This window comes from Pseudomonas sp. AMR01, from assembly GCF_041946035.1.
Classification (GTDB): domain Bacteria; phylum Pseudomonadota; class Gammaproteobacteria; order Pseudomonadales; family Pseudomonadaceae; genus Aquipseudomonas; species Aquipseudomonas antarctica_B.
In genome coordinates, this window is the sequence record NZ_JAUTYR010000031.1 from 37,269 (window position 1) to 57,357 (window position 20,089).

At 60.8% G+C, this 20,089-nt stretch carries 21 protein-coding genes; 11 read left to right on the forward strand and 10 right to left on the reverse strand.

Annotated elements, in window-relative coordinates:
• Positions 1–76 precede the first annotated feature (76 nt).
• Entirely contained in the window at positions 77–1,180 is a 1,104-nt protein-coding gene (locus Q7C20_RS21490; RefSeq protein ID WP_375070038.1) for an NADH:flavin oxidoreductase, read from the forward strand.
• Here the strand turns inward: Q7C20_RS21490 and Q7C20_RS21495 are convergent.
• Together Q7C20_RS21495 and cysZ are read right to left on the reverse strand one after the other, a co-directional pair.
• On the reverse strand, positions 1,149–2,351 hold the full coding sequence (locus Q7C20_RS21495) for a glycosyltransferase family 1 protein (RefSeq protein ID WP_348060048.1): 1,203 nt from the start codon (positions 2,349–2,351) through the stop codon (positions 1,149–1,151). The two genes, Q7C20_RS21490 and Q7C20_RS21495, sit on opposite strands and share 32 nt — an antisense overlap.
• A 54-nt stretch (positions 2,352–2,405) precedes the next feature.
• The gene (cysZ, locus tag Q7C20_RS21500) at positions 2,406–3,170 is read right to left on the reverse strand and encodes a sulfate transporter CysZ (protein WP_375070041.1); all 765 of its coding nucleotides are present in this window, start codon (positions 3,168–3,170) and stop codon (positions 2,406–2,408) included.
• Between cysZ and Q7C20_RS21505 the strand changes: the two genes are divergently transcribed.
• Both Q7C20_RS21505 and trxB read left to right on the forward strand, forming a co-directional pair.
• Entirely contained in the window at positions 3,169–3,324 is a 156-nt protein-coding gene (locus Q7C20_RS21505; protein WP_375070042.1) for a hypothetical protein, read from the forward strand. The genes cysZ and Q7C20_RS21505 overlap by 2 nt on opposite strands.
• Positions 3,325–3,453: 129 nt before the next feature.
• Positions 3,454–4,416, forward strand: coding sequence for a thioredoxin-disulfide reductase (gene trxB / locus Q7C20_RS21510; RefSeq protein ID WP_065885058.1), 963 nt, complete (start codon positions 3,454–3,456; stop codon positions 4,414–4,416).
• A gap of 182 nt (positions 4,417–4,598) precedes the next feature.
• Here the strand turns inward: trxB and Q7C20_RS21515 are convergent, their stop codons facing one another.
• Genes Q7C20_RS21515 through Q7C20_RS21540 form a run of 6 tightly spaced genes read right to left on the reverse strand, consistent with a single transcriptional unit; the run spans position 4,599 to position 7,534 of the window.
• Positions 4,599–4,940 (reverse strand): HopJ type III effector protein, encoded by a 342-nt coding sequence (locus Q7C20_RS21515; RefSeq protein ID WP_375070043.1) that lies wholly within the window; start codon positions 4,938–4,940, stop codon positions 4,599–4,601.
• Complete coding sequence (locus tag Q7C20_RS21520; RefSeq protein ID WP_375070045.1) at positions 4,933–5,229, reverse strand: DUF1244 domain-containing protein; 297 nt, start codon at positions 5,227–5,229, stop codon at positions 4,933–4,935. The genes Q7C20_RS21515 and Q7C20_RS21520 overlap by 8 nt, the downstream gene beginning before the upstream one ends.
• Positions 5,230–5,251: 22 nt before the next feature.
• On the reverse strand, positions 5,252–5,623 hold the full coding sequence (gene folX / locus Q7C20_RS21525; RefSeq protein ID WP_003194073.1) for a dihydroneopterin triphosphate 2'-epimerase: 372 nt from the start codon (positions 5,621–5,623) through the stop codon (positions 5,252–5,254).
• Positions 5,624–5,625: 2 nt separating this feature from the next.
• On the reverse strand, positions 5,626–6,186 hold the full coding sequence (gene folE / locus Q7C20_RS21530) for a GTP cyclohydrolase I FolE (RefSeq protein ID WP_375070047.1): 561 nt from the start codon (positions 6,184–6,186) through the stop codon (positions 5,626–5,628).
• A 20-nt stretch (positions 6,187–6,206) separates the two neighbouring features.
• Entirely contained in the window at positions 6,207–6,917 is a 711-nt protein-coding gene (gene folM / locus Q7C20_RS21535; RefSeq protein WP_375070049.1) for a dihydromonapterin reductase, read from the reverse strand.
• 56 nt (positions 6,918–6,973) lie between these two features.
• On the reverse strand, positions 6,974–7,534 hold the full coding sequence (locus Q7C20_RS21540; RefSeq protein WP_348060035.1) for an antibiotic biosynthesis monooxygenase: 561 nt from the start codon (positions 7,532–7,534) through the stop codon (positions 6,974–6,976).
• A 216-nt stretch (positions 7,535–7,750) separates the two neighbouring features.
• Between Q7C20_RS21540 and Q7C20_RS21545 the strand changes: the two genes are divergently transcribed.
• Entirely contained in the window at positions 7,751–8,707 is a 957-nt protein-coding gene (locus Q7C20_RS21545; protein ID WP_375070050.1) for a MerR family transcriptional regulator, read from the forward strand.
• Between the two features lie 2 nt (positions 8,708–8,709).
• On the opposite strand, the gene Q7C20_RS21550 is transcribed toward Q7C20_RS21545, so the two are convergent.
• Positions 8,710–9,315 carry a hypothetical protein gene (locus Q7C20_RS21550; protein WP_375070052.1) on the reverse strand — a complete coding sequence of 202 codons (606 nt, stop codon included), beginning with the start codon at positions 9,313–9,315 and terminating at the stop codon, positions 8,710–8,712.
• Positions 9,316–9,374: 59 nt separating this feature from the next.
• Positions 9,375–9,842 carry a PAS domain-containing protein gene (locus Q7C20_RS21555; RefSeq protein WP_375070053.1) on the reverse strand — a complete coding sequence of 156 codons (468 nt, stop codon included), beginning with the start codon at positions 9,840–9,842 and terminating at the stop codon, positions 9,375–9,377.
• A gap of 128 nt (positions 9,843–9,970) precedes the next feature.
• Between Q7C20_RS21555 and Q7C20_RS21560 the strand changes: the two genes are divergently transcribed.
• The 7 genes from Q7C20_RS21560 to Q7C20_RS21590 all read left to right on the forward strand — a co-directional run bounded on the left by Q7C20_RS21560 (position 9,971) and on the right by Q7C20_RS21590 (position 19,764).
• Positions 9,971–10,426, forward strand: a complete 456-nt coding sequence (locus Q7C20_RS21560) for a flavodoxin (protein WP_375070054.1) — start codon at positions 9,971–9,973, stop codon at positions 10,424–10,426.
• 250 nt (positions 10,427–10,676) lie between these two features.
• Positions 10,677–11,459 (forward strand): class II aldolase/adducin family protein, encoded by a 783-nt coding sequence (locus Q7C20_RS21565; RefSeq protein ID WP_375070056.1) that lies wholly within the window; start codon positions 10,677–10,679, stop codon positions 11,457–11,459.
• Positions 11,459–12,361 carry an alpha/beta fold hydrolase gene (locus Q7C20_RS21570; RefSeq protein ID WP_375070058.1) on the forward strand — a complete coding sequence of 301 codons (903 nt, stop codon included), beginning with the start codon at positions 11,459–11,461 and terminating at the stop codon, positions 12,359–12,361. The genes Q7C20_RS21565 and Q7C20_RS21570 overlap by 1 nt, the downstream gene beginning before the upstream one ends.
• Positions 12,362–12,494: 133 nt before the next feature.
• Complete coding sequence (locus Q7C20_RS21575) at positions 12,495–13,406, forward strand: SDR family oxidoreductase (RefSeq protein ID WP_375070059.1); 912 nt, start codon at positions 12,495–12,497, stop codon at positions 13,404–13,406.
• Positions 13,407–13,918: 512 nt separating this feature from the next.
• Complete coding sequence (locus Q7C20_RS21580; protein ID WP_375070061.1) at positions 13,919–15,709, forward strand: DUF1302 domain-containing protein; 1,791 nt, start codon at positions 13,919–13,921, stop codon at positions 15,707–15,709.
• Between the two features lie 26 nt (positions 15,710–15,735).
• Complete coding sequence (locus Q7C20_RS21585; RefSeq protein ID WP_375070062.1) at positions 15,736–17,094, forward strand: DUF1329 domain-containing protein; 1,359 nt, start codon at positions 15,736–15,738, stop codon at positions 17,092–17,094.
• 174 nt (positions 17,095–17,268) lie between these two features.
• Positions 17,269–19,764: a LuxR C-terminal-related transcriptional regulator gene (locus Q7C20_RS21590; RefSeq protein ID WP_375070063.1), complete on the forward strand. Its 2,496-nt coding sequence runs from the start codon at positions 17,269–17,271 to the stop codon at positions 19,762–19,764.
• Positions 19,765–20,089 lie beyond the last annotated feature (325 nt).

Genomic DNA, 20,089 nt, shown 5'->3' on the forward strand with positions numbered 1-20,089 from the left:
GATCAATAGTGCTATCAAGCGCGCTGCGCTCACCATATTATCCACATCATAAACCCCTGTTCCGTGGAGTGCCCCCATGTCTGTCCAAGCTTTGTTCAAACCCTTCCAGCTCGGCGCACTGCAACTGTCGACCCGCGTGGTCATGGCGCCGATGACCCGCTCGTTCTCCCCAGGTGGCGTGCCCAATTCCAAGGTCATCGAGTACTACCGCCGCCGCGCCGCGGCAGGCGTGGGCCTGATCATCACCGAAGGCACCGTGGTCGGCCATCCGGCGTCCAACGGCTACCCGAACGTCCCGCATTTCTACGGTGAGGCCGCGCTGGCCGGCTGGAAGAAAGTGGTCGACGCGGTGCACGCCGAAGGCGGCAAGATCGTCCCGCAGCTGTGGCACGTGGGCAGCGTGCGCCGTATCGGCACTGAACCGGACGCCAGCGTGCCGGCCTACGGCCCGATGGAAAAACTCAAGGACGGCACTGTCGTCGTCCACGGCATGACCACCCAAGACATCAAAGACGTGATCAACGCCTTCGCCCAAGCCGCCAAGGATGCCCAAAGCATTGGCATGGACGGCGTCGAGATTCACGGCGCCCACGGCTACCTGGTCGATCAGTTCTTCTGGGAAGGCACTAACCAGCGCACCGACGAATACGGCGGCAGCCTGGCCAACCGTTCGCGTTTTGCCATCGAGCTGATCCAGGCCACCCGCGCCGCTGTCGGCCCGGACTTCCCGATCATTTTCCGATTCTCCCAATGGAAGCAGCAAGACTACACCGCGCGCCTGGTGCAAACCCCGCAAGCCTTGGGTGAATTCCTCAAGCCTTTGTCTGACGCCGGTGTGGATATTTTCCACTGCTCCACGCGCCGTTTCTGGGAGCCGGAATTCGAAGGTTCCGACCTCAATTTGGCCGGCTGGGCCCGTCAGCTCACTGGCAAGCCGACCATCACCGTCGGCAGCGTCGGCCTGGACGGCGAGTTCCTGCAGTTCATGGTCAATACCGACAAGGTAGCGCAACCGGCCAGTCTGGAAAAACTGCTGGAGCGCCTAAACAACGACGAGTTCGACCTGGTTGCAGTGGGCCGTGCCCTGCTGGTGGATCCGGATTGGGCGGTGAAGGTGCGCGAAGGTCGTGAAGGCGAGATCCTGCCCTTCAGTCGTGAGGCGTTGACGACCCTGGTGTAAGGGGCGAAAGGACGGGCACCGGGTGCCCGTCCTTGCACACGCCACGCAATTGCCGTTCAAACTGCTCGATAATCGCCGGCCAACCCTGACGGCTCGCATGTTGGCGAGCATTCAAGCGCATGCGGCGCAAGCCTTCCGCATCTTCCAGCAGCCAGTTGGCCGCATCGCAAAAAGCCCCCTCATCCCCCGGCATCGCCACCACACCGTTGTAGCCGTGGCGAATATGCTGGGTCGCAGCCGCCTGGTCGTAGGCGACCACGCCCAAACCCGAAGCCATGGCTTCCAGCACCACGTTGCCGAAGGTTTCGGTCAGGCTGGGGAACAGGAACACGTCGCCCGACGCGTAATGCCGTGCCAACTCTTCACCGCGCAACGTGCCGCAGAAAATCGCCTCCGGCAACTCCTTCTCCAGCATCGACCGCTGCGGGCCATCGCCGACGATGATGAGTTTCATCTGGCGCTGGGGATAGGTGTCTTGCAAGGTCTTGAAGCAGCGTTTAAGCAGCCCCAGGTTCTTTTCCTGTGCCAGTCTTCCTACATGCAGCACAGCGATTTGCTCACTGTTCAACGCCCAGCTTTCACGCAGCGCATGATCGCGCTTGGCCGGGTGAAACAATTGGCTGTCGACCCCGCGAGACAACATGCCCAGACGCTCGAAACTGCGCCGCTCCAGCTCCAGGCGCTGGCTCGTGCTCGGCACCAGAGTCAAGGTCGAGCGGTTATGGAACCAACGCAAATAGTGGGTCACCAGGCGGCTCAGCATGCTCAAGCCGTATTGATTCGAATACTGCTGAAAGTTGGTGTGAAACCCACTGACCACGCCTATTCCCAGGCGCCGTGCCGCACGCAAGGCGGACAAGCCCAGCGGCCCTTCCGTGGCGATATACAGCACGTCCGGGCGCTGACGGGTCCAGCGTCGCATTAATTTGTGCATCGACGACTGGCCCCATTGCAGGCCCGGGTAACCCGGTAGCGGCCAGCCGCGGCACAGCAGCAAGCCATCATCGCTGGGGCGGCTCTGATCGACACCCTGTCGCGGGCGCACCAGTTCGACCTGATGGCCGCGTGCGCGCAAGCCGTCACACAGGCGGCCAAGGGTATTGGCCACCCCGTTGATCTCTGGCGGGAAGGTTTCGGTGATCAGGGTGATGTGGAGCGAGGCTGTCGTCATGACCCACAGTGTCACTGTGGGCCATGTCGTCATTGTGTCATCGGGATGATGGATTTATGACTTGGCGACAGCCTGCCGCGTCATCGCCTCGGCCCCTTGCTCACGCACCCAGAACAAGGTGGCGCCAGCAACGGCCGCCGGCATCATCAGCAGGTTCACCACCGGCACCAGCAACACCAGGTAAACGATGCCGCCAAAGCTCATGCTCTGCCAGCGCTTCTGGCGCAGCCAGGCGAGCATTTCGTTCCAGCCCAGCTTGTGGTTGTCCGCCGGGTAGTCGATGTACTGGATCGCCATCATCCACACGCCAAACAGCAGCCACAGCGGCGCCGCGATCAGGTTGACCACCGGAATGAACGACAGGATAAACAGGCCGATGGCCCGTGGCAGGAAGTAGCCCAGTTTGCGCATTTCCCGGGACAGAGTACGCGGCACCATGGCGATCAATTCGCCCCAGCTGAACGCCGGGAAATCGTCGGTGCCACGCACCACCACTTCAACTTTCTCCGAGAGAAAGCCGTTGAACGGCGCCGCGATGATATTGGCCAGCATGGTGAAGGTAAAAAACACCATCAGCACTACCAGCACCACAAACAATTGCCACAGCAGGTAATTCAAAAAGCTTAGCCAACTCGGCAGCGTCGGCATCAAGTGGTCGACCCACAGGCTGAACTGGTGGCCGGCGAAATAGATCAAGCCGACGAACAGCATCAGGTTGATCGCCAGCGGCAGCAGCACAAAGGCGCGCAGGCCGGGGCTCAACACCAGTTTGAGGCCTTCGCGCAGGTATTGCGGGCCGGAAAGAACAGGGGCAGGCATGGATAACTCCGAGCAATGGGGCGAACGCGCCGACCTTACCGGCTTTGCCTTGGCGGTGGAAGCGGCGACATCAACGGTAACAATGGCCTCGATTAACGGGGCCGACGGCATAGAGACCGCCTATGAGCTGGATTGTTATTGCGTATTTCCTTAATCTTGCCCCCCTCGATACGCTGCACCCATTATTTTTCAGGGCCTGCGAGTTCAAGCACTTCCCCAAGTGTTTCGCGGTCCTTTTTTATTCCAGCCGCCTTGTTGTCCGGGCGGTCGATAGGAGTGAGTCATGTCTGATACCCGTCATTCGCGAGTGATTATTCTCGGTTCCGGCCCTGCCGGTTACAGCGCTGCCGTCTACGCTGCCCGGGCCAACCTCAAGCCGCTGCTGATCACTGGCATGCAGGCGGGCGGTCAATTGACCACCACCACCGAAGTCGACAACTGGCCGGGCGACGTCCACGGCCTGACCGGCCCGGTGCTGATGGAGCGCATGAAAGAACACGCCGAGCGCTTTGAGACCGAGATCGTCTTTGACCACATCAACAAGGTCGATTTCTCCAAGAAGCCTTACAGCCTGACCGGCGACAGCGGCGTCTACACCTGTGACGCGCTGATCATCGCCACTGGCGCCAGCGCCCGTTACCTGGGCCTGCCGTCGGAAGAAGCGTTCATGGGCAAAGGCGTTTCCGCCTGCGCGACCTGCGACGGTTTCTTCTATCGCAACAAGCCCGTCGCTGTAGTCGGTGGCGGCAACACGGCCGTAGAAGAGGCGCTGTATCTGGCCAACATCGCCAGCACCGTGACCCTGGTTCACCGCCGCGAAACCTTCCGCGCCGAGAAAATCCTGATCGACAAGCTGCACGCCCGTGTCGCTGAAGGCAAGATCATCCTCAAGCTCAATGCCACCCTGGACGAAGTCCTGGGCGACAACATGGGCGTGACCGGTGCTCGCCTGAAAAACAACGATGGCAGCTTCGACGAGCTTACCGTTGATGGCGTGTTCATCGCCATCGGCCACACCCCGAACACCTCGCTGTTCGAGGGCGTGCTGGAAGCCAAAGACGGTTATCTGGTGGTGCAGGGCGGCCGTGAAGGCAACGCGACTGCGACCAACATCGAAGGTATTTTTGCTGCCGGTGACGTGGCTGACCACGTGTACCGCCAGGCCATCACCTCGGCCGGCGCCGGTTGCATGGCGGCACTGGACGCCGAGCGTTACCTCGACGGGTTGAAGGACGCTTCGTTCTAAACCGTTGAAATAAAAAAACCGGCTGAGAGGCCGGTTTTTTTATGTGTGGGATTTGATGACCAACACAGATCAAATGTGGGAGCGGGCTTGCTCGCGAATGCTGAGTGTCAGTCACTGAATAAGTCGACTGATCAACCGCCTTCGCGAGCAAGCCCGCTCCCACATTTTGATGTGTGTTTGACTCAGGATTTTCGGGTCAGGGGTTGTGCAGTGAATTTCACACCGGCCAAACCATGCGCAATCAGCGCGCGGATATTCGCGTGGTCAGTACCTTCCGGCGTTGCCACGACAGAACGGTAATGCTCACCAAACGCCAGCAACGCTTCCTGATCGCTCAAACCCTCCAGCAGGGCTAGGCCCAGGGTCTTGCACGAGCCTTCGTTCTGCCCGGCAGCATTTTCCACGTCGCCGTTGGTGAAGGCTTGCGGCTGGTAGTCGTAACCTGCGGCCACAAAAGCCAGTGTGTCAGCAAAAACATGTTCGCCGCTGTTGAGGCTGGCACGCAGGGCATTCAAATCAGTCATGGGTTTTTCCTTTGGCAAACGCCGCCTGTTGGTCGGCGCTGGCTTCTTTCTGGTATTGAGCTTTCCACTCGGCGTACGGCATGCCGTACACCACTTCACGGGCGTCATCGAGGCTCAGTTCGATCTGGCGTTGGTCGGCCTCGGCCTTGTACCACTTGGACAGGCAGTTACGGCAGAAACCGGAGAGGTTCATCAAGTCGATGTTCTGCACGTCCTTGCGACTGTCCAGGTGCGCCACCAGTCGGCGGAAGGCGGCGGCTTCGAGTTCGAGGCGTTGTTGATCGTTCATAAGGCTCACTGAAAATTCGGGGTTAGCGGCTGGCCGCCAGGGTAATCGAAACCGACTCGGCAAAGCGCAGCGCGTGGGGTTTGTCCACTTCGACTTCGGCGTACAGCACCGACTCATTGCTCATCACCAGGTCGAGCAATTCCTGGGTCAGGCGCTCCAGCAGGGCGAAGCGGTTGCCTTCGACGTGAGCAATGATCGCCTTGGTGATGGTGCGATAGTTCAGCGCGTGGTCGATATCGTTGTCGCGCACGGCTTCCTGGGCGGCATACAGGATGGTCAGGTTGATCAGCACATCCTGTTTGTTGAGGATTTCGTCTTCGTTGATGCCGATAAAGGTGCGCAGGCACAGGTCCTTGACCCGGATGCGCGCCATGCCTGGTTGAAGTTGTGGCATTGCTACTTGCTCCGTCCGATCAGTTGCAGGAACTCCATGCGCGTGGTGTTCGACTCGCGGAACGCGCCGAGCATCACCGAGGTGTTCATGGTTGAATTCTGTTTTTCCACACCGCGCATCATCATGCACATGTGCCTGGCTTCGATCACCACCGCGACGCCATCGGCCTGGGTGACCTGCTGGATCGCGTCGGCGATCTGCCGCGTGAGGTTTTCCTGGATCTGCAGGCGCCGCGCGTACATGTCGACAATGCGCGCCAGCTTCGACAGGCCCAGCACTTTGCCGGTCGGAATATAGGCCACGTGGGCCTTGCCGATAAAGGGCAGCAAGTGGTGCTCGCACAGCGAATACAGTTCGATGTCCTTGAGGATCACCATCTCGTCATTGTCGGACGCAAACAGCGCGCCGTTGACGATTTCATCCAGGTTTTGCTCGTAGCCATGACACAGGTATTGCATGGCTTTGGCAGCACGCTTGGGAGTGTCGAGCAGGCCTTCGCGTTCCGGGTCTTCGCCCAGGCCCTTGAGGATTTCGCGGTAGTGTTGGGGCAGGGTCAAGGTCATACAACATCCTCACAAACGGCTTACTTGATATGCCGCCCGCCGTTAACGGTCAGGGTGGTACCGGTGACATAGGGGGTGTCCAGCAGGTAACGCACGCTCTGGTAGATCACCTCGGGCCCGGGCTCGATGCCCAGTGCCGCCTTGGCCAGGACGTTGGCGCGGTAAGCCGCGTCATCGCCTTCATTAAACATCACCATCGCCGGTGCAATGCCGTTGACCTTGATCAACGGCGCGAATTGCGCAGCAAACGATAACGTGAGGCTGTCGAGCCCGGCCTTGGTGGCGCAGTAGGCAATGTGCTGGCGGCTGCCCTTGCGCACCACGTCGTCGCTGATATGCACGATATCGGCGGGTGTTGAGCGTTGCAGCAAGGGTGAACAATGCAGGTTGATCAGGTAAGGCGCAAGCATATGCACGCTGAACATGTCAGTGAACGCACGGCTTTCGTCGCCCGGCGTTTCTGCGACCCACGCCGAGGCATTGTGGATAATCGCGCGCAGGCTGTCGGTCCGGGTTTTAAGCGTTGCAATGAACGCGAGAATTCCCGCTTCGCTGGAGAAGTCGGCAAACACGCCGACCGCGCCACGCTTGCGCAGGGCTTCAACGCCTGGGCGCTCGCTGCGGTAGCTGAAAATCACCGAGTGGCCCTCGTCGAGCAAGCGCTCGGCGCAGTGCAGGCCGACACGCTGGCCGGCACCGGTGATCAGGATCGGGGCGTCTGTTGCAGTCATGGGAGGCTCACGTCGCTGGCAGGTGGAAACTATACCAGCGACATGCGGCCCTGTACTCAAGCGGCGGCTTCGGTAACCTTGGCCGGTGGTGGCGCAGGGTGCAGCCAGCTCGCCAACAGGTGCGTGGACAGCGGGATGAAGCAGTAAACCATCAGCGGCGTGAGTGCCAGTGTGCTCACCAGTACGCGGCTGAACAGGTCCAGTTCGTTGAGCAATGAACCCAGACCGAAGTTGAACAGCAGCGACACCGGGAAAAACGCCAGCCAGATTGCCACCGCCTGCTTCCAGCGCGGTGGGCGTACGCCTGCTGCGCCAAACCAGCCATCGATGCCACTGACGCGGTGCTCGGACGGGTCGGCAAACAACTCGCTGCCACGGCTCAACCAGGCACTGCGCGAGGCGGAGAACTCCCAGGCATGCAGGGTTTTTTCGTCGGCGAAACGGAAAATAATCTGAAATTCATCGTCATGGGGCGGCGGAGCCAGCACACCGGAACCCAAATAGCCGGGGAAGTCAGTGGCCAATTGCTCGCCTTCGCGCAGCCAGGCCATCAGTTCTTCGTAGCGCCCTTTTGCCACGCGGCGCGCAACCATCAAAGTGACGGGGGAGGTAGACATTGTGTATCTCCATATAAGACGGGTGCGCTGAACCGGGTAGGTGGCGCACGAACGACGCTGCGGGGTGTTGCAGCGACGTGGAAAAGACAGGCAAGGATTATTCCTGTTTTGACAAAATACGCCAGCGGCATCCGTCGATTGGCGTTGGGCCTTGAATGGAAGGCCGGAAACTGCGCTAAATAGCACCCACTCCGACTCCAGCGTATCCGATCTCTGATGGCCGAAATTATTGCTCCCCGGCGTGAAAAGACGCATGACAGTGTCTTCGACGCTGAACAGCTCTTTCCTATTCGCGAGGTTTCACGTCTGACCGGCGTCAACCCCGTGACATTGCGTGCCTGGGAGCGCCGTTATGGACTCATTCAGCCCACGCGCACCGAAAGTGGGCATCGGCTGTATTCAAGCGCCGATATCGACACCGTGCACCGTGTTCTCGACTGGATCGAGCGCGGCGTGTCGGTGAGCAAGGTGGGCAAGATCCTCGCACGTGATGAATTGCACAGCGAATCGCCCACGTCCTCGCGTATTGATACCGAACTGGAGTGGCAGCAGTGGCAAACGCAATTGCGCCTGGCGATCAACGCATTCGATGACCGCCAGCTCGACCGGTTGTACGGCCAGATTTTCTCTGCGTACTCAACGGCCGTGGTGTTTCAAGACATCCTCATGCCGCTGTGGCAGCAACTGTTGCGCCATCACGGCGGCTTCGGTCAGGCCAGCGAGTGGCTGTTCTTCGACAACTTCCTGCGCTCGCGCACCGCCTATCGTCTGCAAATGGCCTGTGCTTCGGCGGCACCGCGGGTGTTGTTGGCTGCCATCGCCGGGGAGTGCCGTGAGCTGGAATTACTGGTTGCGGGTTTATTGATCGGCAGCGAAAAGCTCGCCGTCAAAGTGTTAGGGGTTGGCCAGCCGTTCGATGAGTTGACGCTGGTCTGTGAGAAGACACGGCCGCAAGCGCTTGTGCTGTTTTCCAATCGAGCCCCCGTCAGCGAGTTGCCGACGCGGCTCAAGCGTCTGGCAATAACACTGGATTGCCCGTTACTGCTGGCTGGGGATGCGTCGGACCTGGCAGAAGACAGCCTGGCGGGGTCATCAATTGGCTGCCTGGGCAACGACGCGCGGTTAATGCAGCACCGTTTGCAGCAATTTCTGAATGGCCAACTGGATACCTGATTTCAGGCATGGACGTGCGGGTGCACCAAACGATGCTGGTGCAGGATGAACTGGCGCAAGCGCTCGATTTCATCGGCATCACTTTGGCTCAGGCGGTAGGCAAACAAACCCCGCGCAGTTTCCCGCTCCAGTGTGCCGCGCAGCGCAATGCGCTCGTACCCGGACGGGCTAAACCACAGGGAAAAGGTTTGTGGTGCCTTGATCCGGCCGCGAATCTCGATCAGCACGCCCTTGAATGACACCTCATGCACCCACAGCGCCGTCGGGTTGCCCCTGACGTTCTCCAGAGCCACCGGCGTTTCCAGCACCAGGCGCCAGGGCCGAATCATCGGCCCGTCTTCGAAAATGCTCGGCACGCCCAACCGCAAATGCACCGCATGAAACTCGTCTTCCACCAAATGCAACGGGAAGGTGAGCTGCTGGTTGTCGAACTGGGCTTGAATAGTGACGTGGTCGTGAGCGGCGAGCCGGGTGAGCAAATCGCGAATCTGTGCACCGCCGTTGACGGTCAGGCTCGACCACGCATCCCGCACGTTAAGCTGCGGGTTGTGCTGCATGTCCTGGATGAAATCCAGTTCGTCCTGTGTCAAGAGAGTGTCGCGGTGCATTGACGTAGCTCAAGGCTGTGGGCGTTAAAAAGCCATTATCGCTGTAAAGGCCGAATTTTCTACAACTTGTTAATCGCGCTCGCCGCTTGCAGGGCTGCCAGTTGCTCTTGCAGCTCCGCCACCTGGGCTTCCAGCTGGGCCACGCGCTGTTGAGCCTTCACCTGTGTGGTGACGTCTTTTTGCACGCCGACGAAGTACGTCTGCTTGTCAGCCTCGTTATAAACCGTCGAAAGCGACAGTTCGTTCCAGAAGTGCGTGCCGTCCTTGCGGTAATTACGCAGGGTTTGCCGGCAGGAACCGCCCTTGTCGAGGGCTTCACGAATGGCGTTCAAAGCGACCTGGTCGCGATCACCGGACTGCAGAAAACGGCAGTCCTGATACAGGATGTCGTCGAGGGTGTAACCGGTCATTCGCTCGAAGGCTGGGTTGACGTAGATCACCGGCTTGTCCCGGCCTTCTCGTTCGGCGACGACGATGCCGTCGTTGGAAGCGTTAATGACGATTTGCATCAGCGTGGCGTTAATCATAAAGCGGTCCATTGCATGTGTCGGCGCTTGGAGTGTATGGCAACTATTGAATGTTGCGCCGAGCGCGCTGAAATATTTGCGTCAGCTGCTAATATCCCACGCTTTCGCTCAACCACAGGATCAGATTGATGAAAGTCGCCATCCTTTCCGGCTCGGTCTACGGCACGGCTGAAGAAGTCGCCCGCCACGCCGCCGGTATCCTCAACGCGGCCGGTTTTGAAGCCTGGCACAACCCTCGCGCTACCCTGGCTGATGTGCATGCCTTCGCCCCAGAGGCATTTCTGGCGGTGACGTCGACCACCGGCATGGGCGAGCTGCCTGACAACCTGCAACCGCTTTATTCGACGATTCGCGACCAGTTGCCCGCCGCCTGGCGTGGCCTGCCGGGCGCCGTGATCGGCCTGGGCGATGCGAGCTACGGCGACACCTTCTGTGGCGGTGGCGAACAGATGCGCGAACTATTCGGTGAGCTGGGCGTGCGTGAAGTGCTGCCGATGCTGCGCCTGGACGCCAGCGAAAGCGTCACCCCGGAGTCCGACGCCGAGCCGTGGCTGGCTGAACTGGTTACTGCACTGCGCGGTTGACCGGAAACTCGCGCAGCAATGCCAGCCATGCTGGGCAGCGTGTTGCTCAAGTGGCTGCACTTGCGTACGCCGCTGGCACGCCGCGCCTTTATTGGCGGCGCTTCTCTGACGTTATATGGACTACGCTCATGGATGACTCGCTCAGTCATCAAGCTGGCTGCGAAGGCGACTACTTTGCGTGACGGCGCCTGTCTAGACTGACCCCTCACTCAAAAAAACAATAAGAACGAGCACCAAGGAGGTCGTTGCCGTGAGTCTAGCCCCCATCCTGTTGTCACAGAATGTCAAAGATCAGGTCAGCGCTGCCGAGTGGCAAGCGCGTGTCGACCTCGCCGCGTGCTATCGCCTGGTGGCGTTGCACGGCTGGGACGACCTGATCTTCACGCACATCTCGGCCAAGGTGCCGGGCACCGATGATTTCCTGATCAACCCCTACGGGCTGATGTTTCACGAGATAACCGCATCGAGCCTGGTCAAGGTCGATCAGGCCGGCAACAAACTGATGGACAGCCCCTACGAGATCAACCCGGCGGGCTACACCATCCACAGCGCTATCCATGAAGTGCGCCACGACGTGACGTGCGTCATCCACACCCACACGGCGTCCGGCGTCGCTGTTTCCGCGCAGAAGCAGGGCGTACTGCCCATCAGTCAGCAATCCATTTTTGTCTTGTCGAGCCTGGCGTATCACGCCTACGAAGGTGTGGCGCTGAACCCTGAAGAAAAGGCGCGCCTGCAGGCGGACCTTGGCGACAACAATTTCCTGATGCTGCACAACCACGGGCTGTTGACCTGTGGCGGCACCATCGCCGATACCTTCCTGATGATGTTCACCTTCCAGCGCACCTGCGATATCCAGGTACTGGCGCAGAACGGTGGGGCAGCGTTGATCGCCATCGAGCCGCAGATTCTCGCCGGCGCCAGGGCAATGGTGGCTGCTGTCACAAAGAGCGCTCAAGGTATGGGAGGCGCGCTGGCCTGGCCGGCGTTGCTGCGTAAATTGGACAGCCAAGACCCCGGGTATAAAAGCTGATGCCACTCGCCGAAATTCCGCTCAGAGCCTGGCGCAAACGCAGCCAGGCGTTCGTCTTTCGTGGTCGCACCATTCGTTACTGGGTGGCCGGGCAGGGCGAGCCGCTGCTGTTGATCCATGGCTTCCCCACGGCCAGCTGGGACTGGCATTACCTGTGGCAACCCCTGGCCCAGCGCAACCTGGTGATCGCCTGCGACATGCTCGGTTTCGGCGAGTCGGCCAAGCCGGTGGATCACGACTATTGCCTGCTGGAACAGGCCGACCTGCAGCAGGCGCTGCTCGAGCACCTGCGCGTGGAGCAACCGGTGCATGTGTTGGCCCATGACTACGGCGACAGCGTGGCTCAGGAATTGTTGGCGCGTCATTACGAGGGCCGCTTTCAAATGGCCAGCTGTGTGTTCCTTAACGGGGGGCTGTTTCCGGAAACCCATCGTTCGGTGCTGGTGCAAAAACTGTTGCTCAGCCCGCTGGGCTGGATGATCGGACGCGCCTTCAGGCGTAGTGCGTTATCGGACAGCTTCAGCCAGATTTTCGGCCCGAATACGCGGCCCAGCGAGAGCGCGCTGGATGATTTCTGGAGTTTGATCAACTGCAACGACGGGACGCGCATCCTGCATAAACTCATCAACTACATCCCTCAGCGCCGGCAGATGCGTGAGCGCTGGGTGGCCGCCATGCAGCGCGGCGAAGTGCCGTTGCGGGTGATCGATGGCGAGGTTGATCCGATCTCCGGTGCGCACATGGTTGAGCGTTATCACGAGCTGGTGCCGCATCCCGATACGGTATTGCTGGCGAACATCGGCCACTACCCGCAGATTGAAGCGCCGGTGCTGGTGCTCAAGCATTACCTGGCGTTTCGCGAGCGGATCGCGGGGCCTGTGAGGGAGTTGGCGTATTTGTGATGCCTGATTGCGGCCCCCACCCAATCATCCCGCTGCCTTATCAAGCACCATTCAGCCTCGGCCGACTTTATTGTGACCAGCGCCTGTGTGCCTGACACTCACCCCATTCCCATTGTCGCCAGCGGAGTTCGGTATGAGTGAGTCAGTGCAGTTCAAGGATAAGGTCGTGATCGTCACCGGTGCCGGCGGCGGGTTGGGCCGGGCCCATGCGCTGCTGTTCGCCAGGCACGGGGCCAAAGTGCTGGTCAACGACCTTGGCGGTTCTACCCAGGGCGAGGGCGCCAATGCCTCGGCGGCTGACCGCGTAGTGGCTGAAATCCGTGAGGCAGGCGGCATTGCCGAAGCCAACCACGATTCCGTCACCGACGGTGACAAGATCGTGCAGAACGCCCTCGACGTGTTCGGCCGCATCGACGTTGTGGTCAACAACGCCGGCATCCTGCGCGACAAGACCTTCCACAAAATGGAAGACGGTGACTGGGACCTGGTTTACCGGGTGCATGTCGAAGGCGCGTACAAAGTCACCCGCGCTGCCTGGCCACACCTGCGCGAGCAGGGTTATGGCCGGGTGATTTTTACCGCGTCCACCTCTGGCATCTACGGCAACTTCGGCCAGTCCAACTACGGCATGGCCAAGCTTGGCCTGTATGGTTTAACCCGCACCCTGGCGTTGGAAGGGCGCAAGAACAACATCCTGGTCAACGCCATTGCCCCCACTGGCGGCACGCGCATGACCGAAGGCCTGATCCCGCCGCAAGTGTTCGAACGCCTCAAGCCGGAACTGGTCAGCCCGCTGGTGGTGTTCCTGGGCAGCGAAGCCTGCCAGGAAACTTCAGGGCTGTTTGAAGTGGGCGGTGGCTGGATCGGCAAGACTCGCTGGGAACGCAGCCTCGGTGTGGGGTTTGACCCTGAGGCGGGCTTCTCGCCGGATGACGTGGCGGCGCATTGGGCGCAGATTTGCGATTTTGAAGGCGCGGCTCACCCCAAGGACACCATCGAAGCGTTGAAGGAGATGATGGCCAACTTGCAGAAATTCAGCTTTTGATCGTTGCTTGAACGATGTTGAATCCCACGGGGCGCTGATGGCGCCCCGTTTTATTTCAGGCATAAAAAAGGCCGCTGCAAAGGCAGCGGCCGAAGTAAGACGTTGGATCAAGGAGCGACAAATCAACGTCAGTGAACAGCGGTAATAGATTGAAAAATGGATCAATCTATTGGAATCAGACTTTTCCGGCAGTTGTGCCAGCGGGCCATTTGCCCTGAAAGCCCGGCAAGAATATCCGCTTGTAACAAAATGAGTAATAGCAGTTCAGGACAAGGACTATTACGCAATTCGTAACGATCGTTCCCGTGCACGGCGTGGCAGCGCGCGGTCATGCGCGCGCTATCCATTCTCCTGATACCGGTTCATCTATCCGGTCCATGGCCCCGCCCAAACCCCGGCCAGAGGGCCTGTTAATCCTTTCGAGCGACAACACGAATACCTCCTTGGTGCGCTTATCCCTCCCGAAAGGCGGCAGTAGGGTGGGGCCTTCTGTCACTCACCGGGGAAGACGCATGACAAAAACAACAATGCGCGCCATCTTCACGCCACAGGCGCTCGCTGCGGCGGTTGCGCTGGGGTGCTGTGCCCAGGCGCAGGCTGTGTCGTTCAACATTGGCGAGATCGAAGGGCAATTCGATTCTTCGCTGTCGGTCGGCGCCAGTTGGGGCATGCGCGATGCCGACAAGAAGTTGGTGGGCACTCCCAACGGCGGCACGGGGCAGGCGTCCACCGGGGATGACGGGCGGTTGAACTTCAAGAAGGGTGAGACCTTCTCGAAAATCTTCAAAGGCATTCACGACCTGGAGCTCAAGTACGGCGACAGCGGCGTGTTTGTGCGCGGCAAGTACTGGTACGACTTCGAGTTGCAGGACGAAGACCGCGAATTCAAACAAATCAGCAATAACCACCGCGACGAGGGCGCGCGCTCGTCCGGCTACGAGCTGCTCGACGCCTTCGTCTATCACAACTATTCCATCGGCGACCAGCCGGGCAACGTGCGCGTGGGCAAGCAGGTGGTGAGCTGGGGTGAGAGTACGTTTATCGGTAACTCGATCAACAGCATCAACCCCATCGACGTCTCCGCGTTTCGCCGCCCGGGCGCCGAAATCAAGGAAGGCCTGATTCCGGTCAACATGCTGTTCGCTTCCCAAAGTCTGACCAACCAGTTATCCGTTGAAGGGTTCTACCAACTGAACTGGGAAAACACCGTACTGGATAACTGCGGCACCTTTTTTGGTGGCGATGTGGCTGCCCACGGCTGCAACGACAACTACACCGTCGGCAGCCCGGCGATTGCGCCGCTGCAACCGGTGGCAGCCGCCTTCGGCCAGGGCTTTCAGGTCACCCGTGAAGGCGTGGTGGTGCAGCGTGCCAAGGACCGCGACGCGCGCGATGGCGGCCAGTTCGGCGCGGCCTTGCGCTGGCTCGGCGATGACACCGAGTACGGCCTGTACTTCATGAATTACCACAGCCGCACGCCCACCGTGGGCACCCTCACCGCCAACACCAGCCTGGCCACCATCGGGCGTATTGCCGCCACCGCCAATGCCATCGCGCCCGGCTCCGGCGCAGGCCTGGCTCAAAGCACCATGCTCGGGCGTGGCCAGTACTACCTCGATTACCCGGAAGACATTCGCCTGTACGGCGCGAGCTTCTCCACCACCTTGCCTACCGGTACGGCATGGACCGGCGAAATCAGCTATCGGCCGAATGCGCCGGTGCAGCTCAACACCACCGACCTGACTCTGGCGCTGGTCAACCCGATCTCCGGCAACACCGCCTCGCCAATCCGCAGTTCGTTCGGCTCGGATAACGCCGGTTACCGCCGCAAGGAAATCACCCAGATCCAGAGCACCATGACCCAATTCTTCGACCAGGTCCTGGGCGCCTCACGCCTGACGTTGGTGGGCGAGGCGGCGTTCGTGCACGTCGGTGGGCTGGAAGACAAATCCCAACTGCGCTACGGCCGCGACTCGGTGTACGGCGCCTACGGGTTTCAGGGCGATACCGACGGTTTCGTCACGGCCAACTCCTGGGGTTATCGCGCCCGGGCCATCCTTGACTACAACAACGTGTTTGCCGGGGTGAACCTCAAGCCCAACCTGTCATGGTCCCATGACGTCAGCGGCTATGGCCCCAACGGCATTTTCAACGAGGGCTCCAAGGCCATCAGCGTCGGTGTGGACGCGGACTACCGCAACACCTACACCGCGAGCCTGAGCTACACCGACTTTTTTGGCGGCGACTACAACACCCTGACCGACCGCGACTTCCTCGCCCTCAGCTTCGGCGTGAACTTCTGATCTGGCTTAAACAAGGACAAGAATCTATGCGTAAGCTATTTGCAGTGATGGCCCTGAGCTTGCTCGCCGCTCAGGTAATGGCGGCGGTCTCACCCGAAGAGGCTGCCAAGCTCGGTACCACCTTGACCCCGGTCGGCGCCGAAAAAGCCGGCAACGCCGACGGCTCGATCCCGGCCTGGACCGGCGGTATCCCGAAAAACGCCGGCGCCGTGGACAGCAAGGGCTTCCTCGCCGACCCGTTCGCCAATGAGAAACCGCTGTTCGTAATCACCGCCGCCACGGTCGACAAGTACAAGGACAAGCTCTCCGACGGCCAGGTGGCGATGTTCAAACGCTACCCCGAAACCTACAAGATCCCGGTGTACCCGAGCCACCGCACGGTCAACCTGCCGCCGGACATCTACGAGTCGATCAAGCGCAGCGCGCTGAACGTCAAAACCATCAACGACGGCAACGGCCTGGAAAACTTCACCGGCAACCGTTACTACGCGTTTCCGATTCCGAAAACTGGCGTGGAGGTGCTGTGGAACCACATCACCCGCTATCACGGCGGCAACCTGCGCCGCATCATCATCCAGGCCACCCCGCAGACCAACGGCAGCTACACGCCAATCCGCTTTGAGGAAGAAGTGGCGGTGCCCCAGGCCATCCCGGATATCGACCCGGCCAAGGCGGCCAACGTGCTGAGTTTCTTCAAGCAATCGGTTACCGCGCCGGCACGCTTGGCGGGCAACGTGCTGCTGGTGCACGAAACCCTGGACCAGGTGAAGGAGCCGCGCCTGGCGTGGATCTACAACGCCGGCCAGCGCCGTGTGCGCCGCGCGCCGCAAGTGTCGTATGACGGGCCGGGCACCGCCTCGGACGGCCTGCGCACCACCGATAACTTCGACATGTTCTCCGGCGCCCCCGACCGTTACGACTGGAAACTGGTGGGCAAGAAGGAGATGTACATCCCCTACAACAGCTACAAGCTCGACTCGCCGACGCTCAAATACGACGACATCATCAAGGCCGGGCATATCAACCAGGACCTCACCCGCTATGAGCTGCACCGCGTGTGGGAAGTGGTAGGCACCGTGAAACCGAGCGAGCGGCATATCTACGCCAAGCGCCACATGTACATCGACGAAGACAGCTGGCAGGTTGCGCTGGTGGATCACTACGACGGCCGTGGCCAACTGTGGCGCATCGCTGAGGGCCATGCGCAGTTTTACTACGACCATCAAGTGCCGGCGTACACCGTGGAAACGCTGTACGACATCATCGCCGGGCGCTACATCGCGCTGGGGATGAAGAACGAGGAGAAGCACAGTTTCGTGTTTGGCTTTGCGGCAAAGGCGGCGGATTACACTCCTGCGGCGCTGAGGTCCGAGGGCGTTCGCTGATCTTCATTTGAAATGCAATCAACCTGTGGGAGCTGGCTTGTGTGGGAGCTGGCTCCCACATTTAGTTTTGTGCATGCCTTTCAATCATTGCGCTGAATACTTCTTCAACAACCGCCAACCACAGGACTAGGGTAGGCATCAGGTTGCATAACAATAAAAAAGCAGGATGCAGCAATGACCGCCATGACACCCCTCCTGGATCGTCCTGGATTCATGCCTCGGCTGTCCGCCCACCATGTGTTGCGCCCCCATCTGACCGAGCCGTTGCTCGCCGCGCCCGCCAGGGTGAGGTTGCTGTGTGCGCCGGGCGGCAGTGGCAAGAGCGCCTTGCTCGCCGAGTGTGCGTTGCAGGCGCCGGCCGGCTGCCCGGTGTATTGGCTGCCCCTCAATGGCGGCACGCTCAGCCCGGCTGATTTCTGCCAGCGCTTGGCGCACCACCTGAGCCTGCCCTTTGTGGATGAAGCCACATTGCTGCTCGACCTTAGCCGCTGGCAAGCCACGGCCTGGGTGTTTCTCGATGATTTCTGCCGCCAGCCCGCCCCCGAGCTGGACGCCTTGCTCGACCGTTTGCTCACCACCGCCAGTCCCGCGCTGACCTGGTGGCTGGGCGCGCGACGACGACCGCTGTGCAATTGGCCGCGCCTGTTGCTCGACGATGAGTTGCTGGAGTGCAGCGAATTGTCATTCAGCCCGGCGCACATTCAACAGCTGCTGAGCCCTGGGCAAACCGTCGACAGCGTCATGCAGTTCAGCGCCGGTTGGTGCGCGGGTGTGCGCATCGCGATGCTCGGCGACGGCCACCCCGACAAGACCTTGCTCGATTATCTGCAACACGAGCTGCTCGGTACCTTGCCGGCGGAACTGGCCGACGCCTGGCGCGTGCTGGCCCATCTGCCGCGTTTCAACGTGAGCCTGTGTGAGCACCTGTTTGGGGCTGGCGACGGTGATCAATACCTGCGCGATTTACAGGCGCTCGGCGCGTTTATCCAGCCGTGGGAAGACACCAGCGAGTGGTTACAGGTTTTCCCACCGCTGGCGCGGTTGCTGCGCGATGAACCCTGGCCGGCCAAACGGTCATGGCATCGGCGTGCATGCCAGTGGTTCACCGCCGAGCGTGACTGGCAGGCAGCGTTTGAACAGGCGCTGCTCGCCGAAGAGTACGAAGTGGCGGTGAGCCTGTTGCAGCACTTCAGTTTCGAGGATGTGTTTCGCCAGCAAAACGCCGTGCTGTTGTTGCGCCTGCACGAGGAGCACGGCGACGAATTGATGCTCGGCTCGGCGCAACTGGTTGGGCTGGTGACGGCGGCCTTGTTGTTTGCCGGGCGCTTCGAGCAGGCGGCGGTGTGTATCGATCAACTGGCCCGGTTCGCCCCGCAATCGACGGCGGCGCAACAGCGGCATCTGTTGGCGCGCTGGCAGGCGTTGTGGGGCTGGTTGCTGCATTTGGGCGGCGATGCCGAACGCTCCCGCGCGCATTTTCTGGAGGCGTTGCAAGCCTTGCCCGACAGCGCCTGGACGTCGCGGCTGATGTGCCTGTCGGGCCTGACCCAGCAAGCCTTGCTGCGCGGCGAGTTGGACGTGGCCCAGGCTTTAAACCGCGAAGCCCTGTGCCTGGCCCGTGCCCATGGCTCGCTGGTGCTGGAAGCCTTGCTTGAGCTGGACCACGCACAATTGCTGGAGCAACGCGGTGCGCCGTATCGCGCGCAAAGCCTGTTGGAAAACCTGCAGGCGATGCTCGAGCAACAGCGCCTCAAGGCCGGGCCGTTGATGGGGCGGATCGCCCTGCGGCGCGGGCACCTGGCGTTGCGTCAGGGGCAGGACACGCTGGCCGCCGAATGCTTCGATGCGGGCTTGAAGATGTGCCTGCATAGCCAGGACAAACGCGTGCTGTACGGTTTTCTTGGGCTGGCGCTGTTGGCCGCCAACCACGGCGACTATGCGCAGGCGTTTATCCAACTGCGCGAAGCCGAGCGACTGATGCAGCAACGCCATGTGCCGGACACGGTGTACCGCGCGGTGTTGCTGTTGATCAGCGGGCATTTTTGGCTGCAACAAGGTCGCGCCGAGCTGACTGTGGAAGCGGTGCGCCGGGTGCTGCGTCACTTTCGCGGGCCGCAGGCGCGGCAGGCGCCGCCGGCCACCCTGGAATTGATCCCGCGCCTGGAATACCTGCTGGTATTGGCTGAAGTCAAACTGGGCTGTGCCGATCAGCCCATCGCGCGGCTCACGGCCTTGCTTGAGGCCACCCAACAGCGCGGCATGCTATGCCTGGAAACCGAGTTGCAGTTGGTGCTGGGGGAAGTTGCCTGGCAGTTGGGGGATGTGGGTTTGGCGCGTCGCGCTCTGCAAACCGGCCTGCAACTGGCGGCGCGTTGCCAGGTTCAGCAAGCCGTTCGAGAATTGCGTTTGCGCTCGCCTGGGCTATTGAGTGAGCTGGGCCTGGAACCCCAGGCGTCGCCCACGGGCGTGGCGCAAAACCCCTTGAGCCATCGGGAGCTGGAAGTGCTGCAGTTGATCGCGTCTGGTAATTCCAACCTGGAAATCGCTGACCGGCTGTTTATTTCCCTGCACACCGTCAAGACGCACGCGCGGCGTATCCACAGCAAGCTCGGTGTGGAGCGAAGAACTCAAGCGGTGGCCAAGGCCAAGACGTTGGGGTTGATGGTTTAAGCCTCTACCTACCTCCCCAAAGGTGACGCCCCCCCCCCCCGACATCCCTGTGGCGAGCGGGCTTGCCCCGCGTTGGGCCGCGAAGCGGCCCCAATGAGGATGAATGCCGTGTATCAGATACTCCGCAGCGCCTGATTTCAGGGCTGCTTCGCACCCCTGTGGCGAGCGGGCTTGCCCCGCGTTGGGCTGCGAAGCGGCCCCAATGAGGATGAATGCCGTATATCAGATACTCCGCAGCGCCTGGTTTTAGGGCTGCTTCGCACCCCTGTGGCGAGCGGGCTTGCCCCGCGTTGGGCTGCGAAGCGGCCCCAATGAGGATGAATGC

Coding starts and splice junctions, on each gene's coding strand:
- Q7C20_RS21490 (WP_375070038.1), top strand. CDS start 77: ATGTCTGTCCAAGCTTTGTTCAAACCCTTCCAGCTCGGCGCACTGCAA.
- Q7C20_RS21495 (WP_348060048.1), bottom strand. CDS start 2,351: ATGACGACAGCCTCGCTCCACATCACCCTGATCACCGAAACCTTCCCG.
- Q7C20_RS21505 (WP_375070042.1), top strand. CDS start 3,169: ATGGATAACTCCGAGCAATGGGGCGAACGCGCCGACCTTACCGGCTTT.
- cysZ (WP_375070041.1), bottom strand. CDS start 3,170: ATGCCTGCCCCTGTTCTTTCCGGCCCGCAATACCTGCGCGAAGGCCTC.
- trxB (WP_065885058.1), top strand. CDS start 3,454: ATGTCTGATACCCGTCATTCGCGAGTGATTATTCTCGGTTCCGGCCCT.
- Q7C20_RS21515 (WP_375070043.1), bottom strand. CDS start 4,940: ATGACTGATTTGAATGCCCTGCGTGCCAGCCTCAACAGCGGCGAACAT.
- Q7C20_RS21520 (WP_375070045.1), bottom strand. CDS start 5,229: ATGAACGATCAACAACGCCTCGAACTCGAAGCCGCCGCCTTCCGCCGA.
- folX (WP_003194073.1), bottom strand. CDS start 5,623: ATGCCACAACTTCAACCAGGCATGGCGCGCATCCGGGTCAAGGACCTG.
- folE (WP_375070047.1), bottom strand. CDS start 6,186: ATGACCTTGACCCTGCCCCAACACTACCGCGAAATCCTCAAGGGCCTG.
- folM (WP_375070049.1), bottom strand. CDS start 6,917: ATGACTGCAACAGACGCCCCGATCCTGATCACCGGTGCCGGCCAGCGT.
- Q7C20_RS21540 (WP_348060035.1), bottom strand. CDS start 7,534: ATGTCTACCTCCCCCGTCACTTTGATGGTTGCGCGCCGCGTGGCAAAA.
- Q7C20_RS21545 (WP_375070050.1), top strand. CDS start 7,751: ATGGCCGAAATTATTGCTCCCCGGCGTGAAAAGACGCATGACAGTGTC.
- Q7C20_RS21550 (WP_375070052.1), bottom strand. CDS start 9,315: ATGCACCGCGACACTCTCTTGACACAGGACGAACTGGATTTCATCCAG.
- Q7C20_RS21555 (WP_375070053.1), bottom strand. CDS start 9,842: ATGATTAACGCCACGCTGATGCAAATCGTCATTAACGCTTCCAACGAC.
- Q7C20_RS21560 (WP_375070054.1), top strand. CDS start 9,971: ATGAAAGTCGCCATCCTTTCCGGCTCGGTCTACGGCACGGCTGAAGAA.
- Q7C20_RS21570 (WP_375070058.1), top strand. CDS start 11,459: ATGCCACTCGCCGAAATTCCGCTCAGAGCCTGGCGCAAACGCAGCCAG.
- Q7C20_RS21575 (WP_375070059.1), top strand. CDS start 12,495: ATGAGTGAGTCAGTGCAGTTCAAGGATAAGGTCGTGATCGTCACCGGT.
- Q7C20_RS21580 (WP_375070061.1), top strand. CDS start 13,919: ATGACAAAAACAACAATGCGCGCCATCTTCACGCCACAGGCGCTCGCT.
- Q7C20_RS21585 (WP_375070062.1), top strand. CDS start 15,736: ATGCGTAAGCTATTTGCAGTGATGGCCCTGAGCTTGCTCGCCGCTCAG.
- Q7C20_RS21590 (WP_375070063.1), top strand. CDS start 17,269: ATGACCGCCATGACACCCCTCCTGGATCGTCCTGGATTCATGCCTCGG.